The sequence below is a fragment of the Flavobacterium sp. 316 genome, assembly GCF_000967805.1.
GTDB classification, from domain to species: Bacteria; Bacteroidota; Bacteroidia; order Flavobacteriales; family Flavobacteriaceae; genus Flavobacterium; species Flavobacterium sediminilitoris.
The window spans coordinates 119,761-135,810 of record NZ_JYGZ01000001.1; the positions used below are offsets into that span (position 1 = coordinate 119,761).

The following is a 16,050-nucleotide window of genomic DNA, read 5'->3' on the forward strand; positions in this document are numbered from 1 at the left end:
TTTATGCAGAAACAGGAACTACTCCAAACTGTACAGATGAGAATAGTTTTACAGTAACGATTAATGTTACACCTCAATTAATTTCATTGGAGGGTAATGATTCTATATGTTCTAATACAGATGCTATTTTTACGATAACAGGTACTCCAGGAGCTCAGGTTAGTTATACAGGAGTTGTAGGATTACCAGCTAGTCCAGTTATATTAAATGGTTCAGGAACAGCAACAGTGGTTGTTACAGGAGCTACAATAGATCAAACGATTACTTTAACTTCAATTACTGATGTTGTTACAGGATGTAGTCAAGTTTTAAATCTTACAGAGACAGTAACAATTCTTCCAGCAACAACATTATCATTAAATTCAGATATATCAACTGAAGATCAAACTGTTTGTGAAAATTTTGCTATTACTTCGATAGTGTATCAAGTTTCAGGAACAGCAACAGGAGTTTCAGTTAGTGGATTACCAGCAGGTGTTGTTTATAGTTATGATTCTACAACGAATCTTGTAACAATTAATGGAACACCAACAGTTTCAGGAACATATAATTATAGTATAACTACTACAGGAGGTTGTGCACCACAAGCATCAGATAGTGGTGTTTTAAATGTAACTATTGCCCCTACAGTAACTATTGTTAATAATACACCTGAGATTTGTGAAGGTCAAGCTATGGATGTAACAATTACTTCAGATGTAGTAGGAGCAACAATATATTGGACTGCTTCTTCTCAGGGAATAAATGAAGTAATATCAGGAAATGGAGTTGGACCTATAGTTTTAAATCAAAATATAACCTTATTAGCAGGTCAAACTCAACCAGTAGATTTAGTGGTTACAACTTATGGTGTTGCAGATTGTATTGGTCAAACACAAACGTTTACTGTTAGAATCAATCCGATTCCTTCTGTAGACTATACTATTGTAGATGACTCAATATGTTCAGGAGAAACTACGCAGATAGAATTGTATTCAGATGAATATCCAACAGCAACTTTTACTTGGACTTCAGAAGTTATTTCTGGTGGATCAGTATCAGGATTAAGTAATGGATCAGGTACAATGATAACAGATACTTTGACTACTGCGAATTTAACACCATCAACAGTAGTGTATCATGTAACACCTACATTAGGAATTTGTTCAGGAACGGTTATTGATATTACAGTAACAGTTAATCCAATTCCTGTAGATGATTTAACTTTTTCAGGTTCAATCAATGATATTTGTAGTGGAGAAACACCAAATGTTACTGTATCATCAGGAAATACTAATGTAGTATATGAGTGGAGTGTTGTTTTAAATGGAGTAGCTGTAGAAGGTGGAATTACTAGTGGAGTATCAACATCTAATACATATTTAATAGATCATGTATTAACTACAACAGGTTTAATTGCAGGAACAGCGGTTTATACTTTTACTCCAAAATTAGGAGATTGTTTAGGAGTGCCAAGAGAATATACTCAAGTAGTAAATCCATTACCGCAACCAGCATTATTAGATGGATCAATTTGTGTTGAATTGTCTACAGGGTTAGTATTCCAAAATCATTTACTGGATTCAGGTATACCAAATACATCAGATTATGATTTTAATTGGTATTATAATGGAGGGTTAATAACTGGAGCAAATCAAAGTACATATGCAGCAGAATTAGCAGGTAATTATTATGTAGAAGTTCAAAACTTGAATACAGGTTGTTCAAATGTATCTAATACTATAAATGTTATTGAAATTAATAATGCAACTGATTTTACATATACTGTGACTAATGCTTTTACAGATAATGCAACAGTAACTATAAATGTTATTGATGGAAATGGAAGTTTCTTATATCAAATAGATGACCAAGATCTTCAAGAATCAAATGTTTTTACAGGTGTAAGTGCGGGAGAACATACTTTAACAGTAGTAGATGAAAAAGGATGTACTTATCTTGAAAAGACTATTTTAGTTATCGATTATCCTAAATTTTTCACTCCAAATGGAGATGGATATAATGATAATTGGAATATCATAGGGTTGCAAGATCAACCTAATACAAAACTTTATATCTTTGATCGATATGGTAAATTGATTAAGCAAATTAGCCCTTCAGGAGCAGGTTGGGACGGTACTTTAAATGGTGCACAATTACCATCAACAGATTATTGGTTTACTGTAGAATATGAAGAAAATCAACAAAGTAAAATATTTAAAGCGCATTTTTCATTAAAACGATAATTCTCTTTAATATTAGATGATAAAAAAATAGCCTCACAATTTGTGAGGCTATTTTTTTATCATCTAATTGTTTTTTAGTTGTTAGATAATATTATTTATTTTTATAAGCTAATAATGCTTCTTTAAGGATTTGTACAGAACGGATTAAATCTTCTTTTTTCAAAACGTACGCAATTCTAACTTCATCTAAACCAACATTAGGAGAAGAATAAAAACCTGCAGCAGGAGCAACCATAACAGTCTCTCCATTTAAATCATAAGTTTCTAAAAGCCATTGAGCAAAATCATTAGCATTTGAGATAGGTAATTTAGCAATACAATAAAAAGCACCTTTTGGCGTAGCTACTTGTACACCTTCAATTTTTTCTAATTCAGAAATTAAAATATCTCTACGCTCTTTATATTCAGTTATAACTTCATCAAAATAACTTTGTGGAGTGTCTAATGCTGCTTCACTTGCAATTTGTGCATAAGTAGGGGGACTTAATCTAGCTTGTGCAAATTTCATTGCAGCAGCCATTACCTCTTTATTTTTAGATACAATACAGCCAATTCTTGCACCACACATACTAAAACGTTTTGAAACAGAATCAATCATTATAGCATGATTTTCAAGACCATTAACATTCATAATAGAATGATGTTTGTAACCGTCATAAGTAAACTCTCTATACACTTCATCAGCAATTAAAAATAGATCATGCTTTTTGACTATCTCTGCTAATTGATTAATTTCTTCTTCGGAATATAGATATCCTGTTGGATTTCCAGGATTACAAATTAAAATAGCTTTTGTATTTGGTGTTATAAGTTTTTCAAAATCTTCAATAGGAGGAAGAGCAAATCCTGTTTCAATATTAGAAATTACAGGGACAACTTTTACACCAGAAGAGACTGCAAAACCATTATAATTTGCATAGAATGGTTCAGGAATTATAACTTCATCATTAGAATCCATTGTACTACCAAGAGCGAAAAGTAGTGCTTCCGATCCACCAGTTGTTATAATAATGTCTTGAGTGTCAATTGGTAAATTTTGATTTTTATAGTATTCAGAAAGCTTCTTTCTATAACTTTCAAAACCAGCAGAATGACTGTATTCTAAAACTTCTATATTAGCATTTTTTACTGCATCAAGAGCAACTTTAGGAGTCTTAATGTCTGGTTGACCAATATTTAAATGATATACATTATGTCCTTTTTTCTTTGCAATTTCTGCATAAGGAACCAATTTCCTAATAGGAGATTCAGGCATTTGTAAGCCTTTCTGAGATATTTTTGGCATTGTGTTTTATTTTGATATGCAAAATTGCATTTTTTTTCTCAAAATATGATGTATTTTTTATTTTAAAATGTTAAAGAATAATATACATTTCGATAATTTTCTTACATTTAAGAATAAAATAATTTTCTCATGAAGAAAAAATTACAAAGCGTTATTTTTACTTTTTTTTTTATGTATCACTATGTTTGGTCAATCAAAATGGTTATCTAAAAGGGATAAAATAGTAATTCCTTTTGAGTTGACTCATAATTTGATTATTATGGAGGTGGAAGTAAATGATACTAAGTTAAATATGCTTTTAGACACGGGATCTGATAAAAATTTATTGTTTAGCTTTCCTAAAAACGATAGTATTATATTTTACGATTCAAGAAAAATTAAAATTAATGGATTAGGAAATGGAGAAGTATTAGAAGCTATTATTTCAGATCATAATAAACTTAAAGTAAAAGAATATTTAGATGATAATTTTGAAGTTCTACTTATTACTGATCAAGATATTAGTTTAGTTAATAAGTTAGGGATTCCTATCAACGGAATAATTGGTGCGAGTTTTTTTAAAGATTATTTAGTCGAAATTAATTATCAAAGACAAAAAGTAATTTTATATAGAAACCGACAAGATGTAATTTTAAAGAAAACTAAGAAATATACTAGTAAACCAATTGAAATTGTAGGTGATAAACCATATTTTAAAATAAGTTCAGAAATTAATGATGAAGAAATATTAGATATTAAGTTATTAATGGATACTGGTTTAGGAGATGGATTGTGGTTATTTGAAAATGACAGTATAAGATGTAATCAAAAGTATATAACAGATATTTTGGGAAGGGGATTAGGAGGAGATATAAGAGGAAAGAAGTCTAGAGTTGAAACACTTGAATTAAATAATTTTAAATTAAATGATGCATTAGTTTCATATCCAGATAGTCTGTCTTTTAGTCAATTAGATGTTGTGAAAGGAAGAAATGGTTCTTTAGGCGGAGAAATTATTAAACGTTTTAATTGGTTTCTTGATTATGAAAACAAGAAATTTTATTTTATGAAGAATAAATATTTCGATGAGCCATTTAATTATAATATGTCAGGAATAGAAGTACAACACGCAGGGTCAATATGGGTATCTGAAAAGTTAAGCTTTGCTAAAATTATAACAAGTACTAATGAATTTGCTTATGATAACTCTCATGATTTTAAATACAAGTTTGAATTAAAGCCTATTTTTGAAATATATTCTGTTAGGGAAAATTCACCAGCAGCTATTGCAGGTTTAAAAGTAGGGGATATGATTTTATCAATAAATGGTAAAAAAGCATATAATTATACAATTCAAAAAATAACAAATCTATTTCAATCAGAAGATGGAAAAACGATAAAGATGCAAATTGAAAGAGATGAAAAGGTTATAGATGTTCAATTTAAACTTCAAAAAATCTTATAACTCTATACAATAATTATTTTGAAAGACGATGCAATGTAAATGTCATTGCCGATAATAATATAAATGCAACTAATTGATGAGCTAGCCCTAACCATAATGGTACATGGTAAAGAAGAGTTAAAACTCCTAAAGCAAATTGTATAAAAACAATGATGATTATACTATTTATTCCTTTTGATTGAAGCTTGTTTAAATTGTATTTTTTGCTCTTAAAAAATAAAAAACACATTATGAAGACGACTACATAAGCAAAAGTTCTATGTATAAATTGAATGCCACTTTTTCCTTCAAGGAAAGATTTTATAAGCGTTGGTTGTTCTAAAGTAATACTTTCATGAAAAAATTGTCCGTCACTCATTAGAGGCCAATGGTTATGGATTAAACCAGCATTTAAACCAGCAACAAAACCACCATATATAATTTGAATGATTAAAAATAATAAAGCAAATCTTGCGATTTTACGTAAAGGTTTAATAATTGAATTTTTTTCAGGATATATTAAATCTAAAGCGACCCATAATGTATAGGCAAACGTGATGAAAGCAAATGTTAAATGTAAAGCCAAGCGAAAATGGCTTACATCTGGATTATTAATTAAACCACTTTTAACCATAAACCAACCTAAGAAGCCTTGAAATCCACCCATGAATAAGAGAACAATACATTTTCGTATAGTTTGTTTATCTAGTTTTTTCTTAATTAAGAAATAGATAAAAGGTATAATAAATACAAGCCCAATAATTCTACCAATAAAACGATGGAACCATTCCCAAAAATAAATGAATTTATAATCTGAAAGTGTAAAATCTTTGTGAATATTTATCTTTTGATATTCTGGAAATTTTTTATACTCTTCAAATGCATTCTCCCATTTTTCTTCACTTAATGGAGGAAAAGTATCTGTTATCAAATGCCAATCAGTCATAGATAAACCTGAATTGGTTAAACGTGTTATTCCTCCAACCATAACCATGATAAAAAGCAATAAACAACCACTTAAAAGCCAAATAATAACAGATCTATTGTTTTTCATCTGATGATTTTTTTTCAATTTTACAAAAATAACGACTAAAGAGTAATCTTGGAAATAATATTAAGTTAAACTTTTTGTAATCCCATTTTTTCAGCTCTCTTTAAAATAAAAGCTAAAGCAGCTTCATATTCATTTGGAATTTCACCTTCTAAGATAGCTTCTTTTACAGCTTCCTTAAGTGTTCCAATCTCTCTACAAGGCTTTAATCCAAATAACTCCATAATCTCTTCTCCTGAAATAGGTGGCTGAAAATTACGTACATGATCACGCTCTTCAACTTCTACAATTTTTTGACGAACTATTTTAAAATTATGATGATATTTATTGAACTTTTTGGGATTTTTAGTGGTGATATCTGCTTCACACAAAGTCATCAAATTTTCTACTTCTTCACCAGCATCAAATACTAAACGACGAACAGCTGAATCAGTAACGATATCTTGGGCTAAAACAATTGGACGTGAACTCATAGTTACCATTTTTTGAACAAACTTCATCTTTTGATTTAATGGCATGTGTAAACGTTCAAATATTTTCTTAACCATTTTTCCTCCTAAAAATTCATGTCCGTGGAAAGTCCAGCCTTGTTTTTTATTGAATTTTTTTGTTGGCGCTTTACCAATATCATGTAAAAGAGCAGCCCATCTCAACCAAACGTCATCTGTATTTGGACAAATATTATCAACGACTTCTAATGAATGATAAAAATTATTTTTATGGGTATGACCTTCAATTTCTTCTACTTGATTTAAAGCAGTTAATTCAGGTAAAAGAATATTTAAAAGTCCAGTTTCATATAGTAATAAAAAGCCTATTGAAGGTTTTTCGGATAAAAGAATTTTATTTAATTCATCCACAATTCGCTCACCAGAAATAATATTAATTCTTTCCTTATTTCTAGAGATCGCTTGAAGTGATTTTATTTCAATCTCGAAATGTAATTGACTAGCAAAGCGTATTGCACGTAACATTCTTAAAGGATCATCGGAATATGTAATATCAGAATCTAGAGGAGTACGAATTATTTTGTTATGTAAATCAGTAACTCCATTAAAGGGATCAATTAAAGTTCCAAAAGTTTCTTCATTTAATGATAATGCTAAAGCATTTATGGTAAAATCACGTCTTTCTTGATCATCTTTTAGAGTTCCATTCTCAACTATTGGATTTCGACTATCATAAGTATATGATTCTTTTCTAGCTCCAACAAATTCAATATCCATATCATTAAATCGTAGCATTGCAGTTCCATAGTTTTTAAAAACTTGAACTTTTGGTTGATTTGGGATTAATTCAGAAACTTTTAAAGCTAATCCAATTCCACTTCCAACAGCTACAATATCAATATCTTTTTTGTGATTACGATTTAATAAAAGATCACGAACAAAACCGCCAATTACATAACATTCTAAGTTTAGCTCTTTAGCTGCTTGAGATACTATTTTAAATATTTTATGATCTAAATTCTGTTTGTAATTCATTTTTTAGGCTTAAAGGTTTTAAGTATTAATGTGTAATGTTAAGAATGACATTAAACAGTTAAACTTTAAACAAAATTATTTACGAATCACCTTAACCTGACTATCTAATGTGAGTTTAATAATGGTTGATGGATTGCTGCAAATTTTTTCGTGATGCAAATTTACTACATAGTCAACACCTTTTAAAATTTCTGGAGTTATTTCTTTAAAAGATTTTGGAGTAAACATTCCAGAAACGTTTGCAGATGTTGAAACTAAAGGTCTTTTCATTCGTTCCATTAGCCTAAAACAAAAAGGTTCAGTAACCATTCTAACAGCTAAAGAGTTGTCTTCTGCAATGATATTTTTTGCAACATTTTTTGGTTTATCTAAAATTAAAGTAGTGGGTTTTTCTGCAAAATCTAAGATTTGCCAAGCTACTTCTGGAATTTCGTTGAACACCTGATGCATCATCCTTTCACCATTAACCAAAACAATCATACTTTTACTTTCTTCTCTTTTCTTTAAAGCATAAATCTTTTTAATTGCTTCTTCATTTGTAGCATCACAACCTATTCCCCAAACAGTGTCTGTAGGATAAAGAATAATGCCTCCTTCTTTGATAATCTCAAATGCGTTGTGAATTTCTTTGTTTACATCCATTATTTATAAATTATTCAACAAAGATATTATAATAATAAAAAGAAAATAAAATAAGACTTCATATATTTGCAGTTAGAAAAAATAAGACATGCTGAACAATAAATCAATTTTAATTACAGGGGGAACAGGTTCTTTAGGAAAAGAATTAACTAAAACTATTTTAGAAAAATGGCCAAATGTGAAAAGGTTAGTGATCTATTCAAGAGATGAACAAAAACAATTTCAAATGGCTCAAGAATTTCCTGAATCCAAATATCCTGCAATACGTTATTTTATTGGTGATGTTAGAGATTTAGAAAGATTGAAAAGAGCTTTTACCGATATTGACTATGTTATTCATGCAGCAGCTATGAAACATGTTCATATTGCAGAATATAACCCTGATGAATGTGTGAAAACAAATATTGGTGGTGCTGAAAATGTAATAAAAGCTTGTTTATCTTCAAATGTATCTAGAGTTGTAGCACTTTCTACAGATAAGGCATGTGCACCTATTAATTTATATGGAGCTACAAAATTAACATCAGATAAATTGTTTATTGCTGCAAATAATATCAGAGGAAAACAAGATATTAAGTTTTCAGTAGTTCGCTATGGTAACGTAATGGGGTCTAATGGTTCGGTAATTCCTTTTTTTATGAATAAAAAGTCTGAAGGAGTGTTACCAATAACAGATCCAAATATGACACGTTTTAATATTTCACTTAAAGGAGGAGTAGATATGGTATTACATGCTTTAGATGAAGCTTGGGGAGGTGAATTATATGTACCAAAAATACCATCTTATAAAATTACAGATGTAGCAGAAGCAATTGGTCCAAACTGTAAGCAAGAGATTGTAGGAATTCGTCCAGGTGAAAAAATTCATGAAGAAATGATTACTTCATCAGATTCTTTTACCACTTATGATTTGGGTAAATATTATGTAATTCTGCCACAAGTTACTAATTGGAACATGGAAGAGTATATTAAAACGTTTAATGCTAAAAAAGTACCTGTTGGTTTTAATTATAATTCTGGAGATAATGAAGAATGGGAAACTGTTGATACTTTGAGAAGTTTAATAAAAGAACATTTGTATCCTGATTTTGAAGCTTAATTAAATGATACCATACGGAAAACAAAATATAACAGAAGAAGATATCTTATCAGTAACAAATGCTCTGAAAGGTGATTTTCTTACCCAAGGACCAACTATCTTAGAATTTGAACAAAAATTCTCAGCATATATTGGTTGTAAATATAGTGTGGCTGTCGCTAATGGTACTGCTGCTCTGCATTTGTGCGCTTTAGCACTAGATGTAAATGAAAATTCAAAAGTAATCACAACACCCATTACATTTGCAGCTTCTGCAAATTGTATTAAATATTGTGGTGGTGAAGTTGTTTTTTCAGATATAGACAAAGAAACCTATTTAATTGATATTCCAAAAATTAAACAATTATTGGAAAGTCAACCAAAAGGTACATTTTCCGGAATTGTTCCTGTCGATTTTGCAGGAAGAGCGGTAAACCTTGAAGAGCTTAGAAAAATTGCCGATGAATATAATCTTTGGATTATTGAAGACTCTTGTCATTCTCCAGGAGGTTATTTTATCGATAGTAAAGGTGTTCAGCAAAATTGCGGAAATGGTAATTTTGCCGATTTAGCTATTTTTTCTTTTCATCCTGTAAAGCACATTGCTACAGGAGAAGGAGGAATGATTACGACTAACAATGAAGAGTTATATCATAAACTATTAATGCTTCGCACACATGGTATAACAAGAAATATAAATGTCTTTGAAAATTCGTTGGAATTTGCAAATGGAACTGAAAATCATAATGGAAATTACCCAGGCTGGTACATGGAAATGCAAACTTTAGGATATAATTATCGTTTTACCGACTTTCAAGCAGCACTAGGAATCAGTCAATTAGATAAGGCAGAAACTGGCATTGAGAAAAGAAGAGCCATCGCTAAAAAGTATAATGAATCCTTTCAAAATTCATCTTTTATCAAAGGACAATCTGGTGTAATTGAAGGACATGCTTATCATCTTTATATTATTGAAGTGGAAAATAGATTAGGATTGTATAATCATTTGCGTGAAAACAAAATTTTCGCCCAAATTCATTATATTCCATGTCATCTAATGCCTTTTTATAAAGCACAAGGTAATAAAGAAGGAGATCAACCCATTGCGGAAAACTATTATAAAAATTGTATTAGTTTGCCTATGTACCCTACATTAACAGAAGCTGAACAAGACTTTGTAATTCAAAAAATAAATCAATTTTATGAGTAATAGTCAAAAAAAATCTTTTTTAACCTATGAAGCCGATAATTGGTTTGAACGAAATAAAAGTATTATTAACAGTTACACTGCTTCTGGAGATAAAGTAATTGAATTGATTCAAAGATATAATGTTGATTGTGAATCGTTTTTAGAAATTGGTTGTTCAGCAGGTTATCGTTTAAAAGCTTTAAAAGAATTATATCCTAAATCTACTGTTTTCGGTATTGAACCATCAAAAAAAGCAATTGAATTTGGTAAAGAGAGCTATAAAAATATAAACTTTTTACACGGAACTGCTGATGATTTAAGTAATTTCGAAAATGAATCGTTAGATGTAATTATCGTTGGTTTTGTATTTTATGTAATTGATAGAAATATTTTATTCAAAGTGATTTCAGAAATTGATAGAGTACTTAAAAATGGTGGTGTTATCATCATAATTGATTTCTTTTCAGAATCTTCTTTAAAAAATAGTTACCAGCATATTGATGAATTTCAAGCGTATTCTTACAAACAAAATTATGATAAAATTTTTACCATTTCAAAATTATATTATTTATTAGATAAATCAACTTTTAGTCATTCAACAAAAAAGTTAGATGCTTCCAATGATTACTATGATAAATATAGTATTTCGTTGCTTAAAAAAGACATTAATTCAAGCTACAAATAATTGAAATTAGCATTAGGCACAGTACAATTTGGCTTACAATATGGAATATCTAACACAAAAGGAATTCCAACAGATTTAGATTTGTCTCAAATAATTGAAACTGCTGTAAAAAACAACATATACACTTTCGATACTGCAATTGCTTATGGTAATGCAGAAGAACGAATTGCTGCTTTTTTACCTAATGAAGCTCAAATTATTTCTAAATTCCCAAAATATAGTTCAAATTCAGAATTAAAAGAAAATATAGAACGTTCCATCATAAGATTAAAACAAGATCGTTTATATGGTTTTATGGCGCATAATGGTGATTTCCTAATTGAAAATCCGAAATTATGGGACGTTTTAGTAGATTTTAAAACAAAGAGTAAAATCCAGAAAATAGGCTATTCTTTATATACTCCAAAACAATTAGAGGCATTATTACAATTGGATTTAATTCCAGATATTATTCAAATTCCTTTTAGTCTATTAGATCAAAAGTTCACTCCATATTTTGAGGAGTTAAAAAAGACAAATGTAGAAATACATTGTCGTTCTGTCTTTTTGCAAGGATTATATTTTTTAAATACAGAATCGTTACCAGAAAAATTAATACCTTTAAAAACAGAATTAAATCAGTTAAAAGAAATTGCAAATCAGTATAAAATAAGTATAGCCGATTTAGCGCTAAACTTTGCCTGTTTGAATAAAAACATCGACAAAGTAGTTATAGGTGTTGAAAATGAAAAACAATTAACAGACAATATTAATGCTGTTAATCATTGGAATCTAGATAATTCCATTTTTGAAGCAATAAATGCTATTAAGGTTACACATAAAGAATTATTAAATCCTGCAAATTGGTAAAAATAGTTGGCATAACACAAGCAAGAATAGGTTCATCAAGACTACCTAAAAAAGTGTTACTTAAAATTAAAGATAAAACACTTTTAGAGTATCATTTAGAGCGTATTAAGCAATCTAAAATTGTTAATGACTGGATAGTTGCTACAACAAATGAAGCCGAATCTGATGCTATTTGTGATATTGCAACACAAGTTAATTTAAAATCCTATAAAGGAAACCTAAACGATGTATTAGATCGTTTTTATCAAGCTGTAAAAGATGAAAACGCAGATTATGTAGTACGAGTAACTTCCGATTGTCCTTTGATCGATGCTGAATTAATTGATGAAACGGTTCAGTTTTGTATTTCCAATAAATTAGATTATTTTTCTAATGTTTTTGAAGACAAATATCCAGACGGATTAGATGTAGAAGTTTTCTCTTATAAAATGCTTGAAGAAGCTTGGGGAAATGCAGTTTTAAAAGCAGATAGAGAGCATGTTACACCATACATAAGAAGAAAAATAGATTTGTCACAGTATGCAAACGATTCTATTGATGCAAAATATTCAAAAATTAGAATTACAGTTGATGAAGCTTTAGATTTCAATGTGATTGAGCATTTAATAGATACTTTAGGGGCAAATCAATCATGGAAAATATATGCAGATTATATTTTAGACAATCCAAAAATAAAAGAAATAAACGGTTCTATAATTAGAAATCAAGGTTATATGAAAAGTAAATTTGAAGAAATTAAATTACGCAACATCACCAATTTTGTTGCTTCAGACGAATATAGAAATTCAATTCACCAATTAATTCCTGGTGGTTGTCATACCTACTCAAAAGGTGATGATCAATTCCCAATTCTTTCTCCAGCCGCTATCGTAAAAGGAAAAGGAGCTTACGTTTGGGATGTAGATGGTAATCAGTTTTTAGATTGTTCTATGGGATTAACAAGTGTGAGTTTAGGTCACGCATATGATGCTGTTGTAGAAGCTGTAAAAAGTGAATTAAACAATGGTGTCAATTTTCAAAGACCTTCTCATTTAGAAAAAGAAATTGCAGAAAAATTCTTAGATTTAGTTCCAGGTCACGATATGATTAAGTTTTCTAAAAACGGGTCTATCGTAACAACTGCTGCAGTTAAATTAGCACGTGCATATACTGGTAGAAAATTGGTTGCGTTCCCAGGAGATCATCCTTTTTATAGCTATGATGATTGGTTTATTGGTAAAACGGCTTGTAATAAAGGAGTTCCAGATGAAATTTCCGAATTATCAGTAACTTTTAAAGGTTGTAGTATTCAATCATTAAAAGAGCTATTTGAAAAATATCCAGACCAAATTGCTTGTGTAATTACTGAACCAGAAAAGAATCAATGTGCGAATTGTACTTGTGAGAATACTAATGAAGAGTTCTTAAAACAAGCTATCGAACTGTGTCATGCTAATGGAGCTTTATTTATTGCTGATGAAATGGTAACAGGATTCAAAACTGAATTTCCTGGAACAATTACAAAATATGGTATTACACCAGATATGGCAACATGGGGAAAAGGAATTGCCAACGGATTTTCATTTTGTGCCTTAACGGGTAAAAAAGAAATCATGGAATTAGGTGGAATTACACGTGAAGGTGAAGAAAAAGTATTTTTAATCTCAACTACTCATGGTGGAGAAACGCACGGACTCTCTGCTGCAATTGCTACAATTGATGTGTTTAAAAACAATAATGTAATCGAACACAATCATGCTTTAGGTAAAAAATTAATTGATTTATGTAGCCAATTAATTCAGGAAAATAACCTTACAGATTATATCAATATTATGCCTTCTGCATGGATGCCTGTTTTCGTATTCAAAGATCAAAACAAACAAGCTTGCCAAGGTTTTAGAACATTGTTCTTACAAGAAATGATTCGTCGTGGTATACTATTTCAAGGTGTTTTTGTACCATGTTTTTCTCATACAGAAGAAGATATTTATTATTTTGCAAAAGCATTTAGCGAAAGTATTAAAGTATATCAACAAGCTTTAAAAGAAGGATACGAAGGTTTATTAAAAGGAAGTCCAGCAAAAGCTGTTTTTAGAAAGTTATTGTAAAATGAGAAAGTATAAATGTCTAACAAATAACATTTTTAAATCGGATGATTTTCATATCGAACCCATTCGCGATGAAGACAAATATGCTATTTTAGACATTCGTAATTCACAATTATATCATTTAAGACAATCTGAACCTTTAACCAAAGAGAAACAAGAGTTTTATTTTTCTACTGTTATTTCAGCTTTATTTGAAGTTGAAAAACCAAGTCAATTATTGTTCTCATTTTTTGAAAATAATGAATTTATAGGTTATGGAGGCTTGGTACATATCAATTGGATTGATAAAAATGCAGAGATTTCATTTGTAATGAAAACGGAATTAGAGAAAGAACATTTTTTAAAATATTGGTCGAATTTTCTTAATTTATTAGAAAAAGTAGCGTTTGAAGCTTTAAATTTTCATAAAATATTTACCTATGCATTTGATTTACGACCTCATTTATATGAAGCTTTAGAAAGTTGCGGATTTAAAGAAGAAGCGCGATTAAAGGAACATTGTTTTTTTAACGGAAAACATTTAGATGTTGTGTATCATGCTAAAATGAATCGTAATATTAGCTTTCGAAAAGCGAATACAGATGATTTAATGTTGTATTTTAATTGGACAAACGATGCTTCTGTTAGAGAAAATTCTTATCAATCAGAAGTTATTTCATTAGAAAATCATAGCAATTGGTTTTTAGCTAAAATAAAAGACGATTCTTGTGCTATGTATGTATTTGAAAATCATTTGAAACAACCAATTGGTCAAGTTCGTATTCAAAAGCAAGACGATGAAATTGCTATAATTGGAATTTCAAATGATAAAGATCATCGTGGAAAAGGATATGCGAGTGAAATGTTAGAAATCGCTTCAAAACAATTTATAGCAGAAAATCCAAATTATACCATTAGCGCTTATATTAAAGTAGAAAATAGAACGTCTGAAAAAGCCTTTCAAAAAGCAGGTTATCAATTAGATGTTGTTTTGGAATACCAAAATCATACTAGTTATCATTATATATTTAAAAAATGAAAATAGCAAATTTCGAAATACATAAAAATTCTCCAGTATTTATTATTGCAGAATTATCAGCCAATCATAACGGAAGTTTAGAAACTGCTTTGGAAACTGTAAAAGCAGCAAAAAGAGCAGGTGCCAACTGTATTAAATTACAAACTTACACAGCAGATACAATTACACTAGATTCTGAAAAACCAGATTTTGTTATAAAAGGAACCATTTGGGATGGAAGAAAATTACATGATTTATATAAAGAAGCCTATACACCTTGGGAATGGCACGAGAAAATTTATAAAGCAGCTGAAGCAGAAGGTCTAATTTGTTTTTCATCTCCATTTGATAAAACAGCAGTTGACTATTTAGAAAACTTAAATACTCCAGCTTATAAAATTGCATCTTTCGAGATAACTGATATTCCTTTGATTGAATATGTAGCTTCAAAAATGAAACCTATTATTATTTCGACAGGAATAGCCGAATTAATTGATATTGAATTAGCTGTTGAGGCATGTAAACGTGTTGGAAATCATAATATTGCTTTATTGAAATGCACATCAAGTTATCCAGCACCTATTGAAGAAGCAAATATGTGTATGGTAAAGGATTTAGCAGAAAGATTTAACGTTATTTCTGGACTGTCTGATCACACTATGGGAGCAACTGTTCCAATTGTAGCAACTGCTTTAGGTGCCAAAATTATTGAAAAGCATTTTATTCTGGATAGAAGTATTGGTGGACCAGATGCTTCTTTCTCAATGAATGAAGAAGAATTTACTGCAATGGTTAAAGCAGTTAGAGAAGCAGAAAAAGCTATAGGAAATGTTGATTATACTTTAACTGAAAAACAAGCTAAAGGAAAAGACTTTAGCCGTTCTTTATATATTGCAGAAAATATTACTGAAGGAGAAGTATTTACAGAAAGTAATTTACGCTCTGTAAGACCTGGTTTTGGTTTGCATCCTAAGTATTTTAATAAAATTATAGGGAAAAAAGCCAATCAAAAGTTAGAAAAAGGAACACCAATGTCTTTAGACTTTATACAATAA

13 protein-coding genes are annotated in these 16,050 nt (G+C 29.8%); 9 read left to right on the top strand and 4 right to left on the bottom strand.

Going from position 1 to position 16,050, the window contains the following annotated elements; all coding sequences use genetic code 11:
• Window positions 1-2,225, top strand: a 2,225-nt coding sequence (locus SY27_RS18045) for a T9SS type B sorting domain-containing protein (RefSeq protein WP_161794106.1), incomplete at its 5' end; no start/stop codon positions are given.
• Window positions 2,226-2,316: 91 nt separating this feature from the next.
• Here the strand turns inward: SY27_RS18045 and SY27_RS00555 are convergent.
• Entirely contained in the window at window positions 2,317-3,510 is a 1,194-nt protein-coding gene (locus SY27_RS00555) for a pyridoxal phosphate-dependent aminotransferase (protein WP_045966444.1), read from the bottom strand.
• Window positions 3,511-3,691: 181 nt separating this feature from the next.
• Here SY27_RS00555 and SY27_RS00560 point away from each other — a divergent pair, with 181 nt between their 5' ends.
• Window positions 3,692-4,954 carry a PDZ domain-containing protein gene (locus SY27_RS00560; RefSeq protein ID WP_045966446.1) on the top strand — a complete coding sequence of 421 codons (1,263 nt, stop codon included), beginning with the start codon at window positions 3,692-3,694 and terminating at the stop codon, window positions 4,952-4,954.
• A gap of 13 nt (window positions 4,955-4,967) precedes the next feature.
• Here SY27_RS00560 and SY27_RS00565 read toward each other — a convergent pair whose 3' ends face one another.
• The 3 genes from SY27_RS00565 to SY27_RS00575 form a co-directional block, all read right to left on the bottom strand.
• Entirely contained in the window at window positions 4,968-5,987 is a 1,020-nt protein-coding gene (locus SY27_RS00565; protein WP_045966448.1) for a COX15/CtaA family protein, read from the bottom strand.
• A gap of 65 nt (window positions 5,988-6,052) precedes the next feature.
• The gene (locus tag SY27_RS00570; protein WP_045966450.1) at window positions 6,053-7,468 is read right to left on the bottom strand and encodes a CCA tRNA nucleotidyltransferase; all 1,416 of its coding nucleotides are present in this window, start codon (window positions 7,466-7,468) and stop codon (window positions 6,053-6,055) included.
• Window positions 7,469-7,543: 75 nt separating this feature from the next.
• Complete coding sequence (locus SY27_RS00575; protein WP_045966451.1) at window positions 7,544-8,110, bottom strand: L-threonylcarbamoyladenylate synthase; 567 nt, start codon at window positions 8,108-8,110, stop codon at window positions 7,544-7,546.
• Window positions 8,111-8,198: 88 nt separating this feature from the next.
• Here SY27_RS00575 and pseB point away from each other — a divergent pair, with 88 nt between their 5' ends.
• The 7 genes from pseB to pseI are packed head-to-tail and all read left to right on the top strand — an operon-like array spanning window position 8,199 to window position 16,050.
• Window positions 8,199-9,209 carry a UDP-N-acetylglucosamine 4,6-dehydratase (inverting) gene (pseB, locus tag SY27_RS00580; protein ID WP_045966453.1) on the top strand — a complete coding sequence of 337 codons (1,011 nt, stop codon included), beginning with the start codon at window positions 8,199-8,201 and terminating at the stop codon, window positions 9,207-9,209.
• Between the two features lie 4 nt (window positions 9,210-9,213).
• Window positions 9,214-10,398: a UDP-4-amino-4,6-dideoxy-N-acetyl-beta-L-altrosamine transaminase gene (gene pseC, locus SY27_RS00585; RefSeq protein WP_045966455.1), complete on the top strand. Its 1,185-nt coding sequence runs from the start codon at window positions 9,214-9,216 to the stop codon at window positions 10,396-10,398.
• Window positions 10,391-11,062: a class I SAM-dependent methyltransferase gene (locus SY27_RS00590; RefSeq protein ID WP_045966457.1), complete on the top strand. Its 672-nt coding sequence runs from the start codon at window positions 10,391-10,393 to the stop codon at window positions 11,060-11,062. The genes pseC and SY27_RS00590 overlap by 8 nt, the downstream gene beginning before the upstream one ends.
• Entirely contained in the window at window positions 11,063-11,911 is an 849-nt protein-coding gene (locus SY27_RS00595) for an aldo/keto reductase (RefSeq protein WP_045966459.1), read from the top strand.
• Window positions 11,905-13,998 carry a glutamate-1-semialdehyde 2,1-aminomutase gene (locus SY27_RS00600; RefSeq protein ID WP_082084275.1) on the top strand — a complete coding sequence of 698 codons (2,094 nt, stop codon included), beginning with the start codon at window positions 11,905-11,907 and terminating at the stop codon, window positions 13,996-13,998. The genes SY27_RS00595 and SY27_RS00600 overlap by 7 nt, the downstream gene beginning before the upstream one ends.
• Window position 13,999: 1 nt before the next feature.
• On the top strand, window positions 14,000-15,016 hold the full coding sequence (locus tag SY27_RS18750) for a GNAT family N-acetyltransferase (RefSeq protein WP_161794107.1): 1,017 nt from the start codon (window positions 14,000-14,002) through the stop codon (window positions 15,014-15,016).
• Window positions 15,013-16,050, top strand: a complete 1,038-nt coding sequence (pseI, locus tag SY27_RS00615) for a pseudaminic acid synthase (protein WP_045966461.1) — start codon at window positions 15,013-15,015, stop codon at window positions 16,048-16,050. Before SY27_RS18750 ends, pseI begins: the two co-directional genes overlap by 4 nt.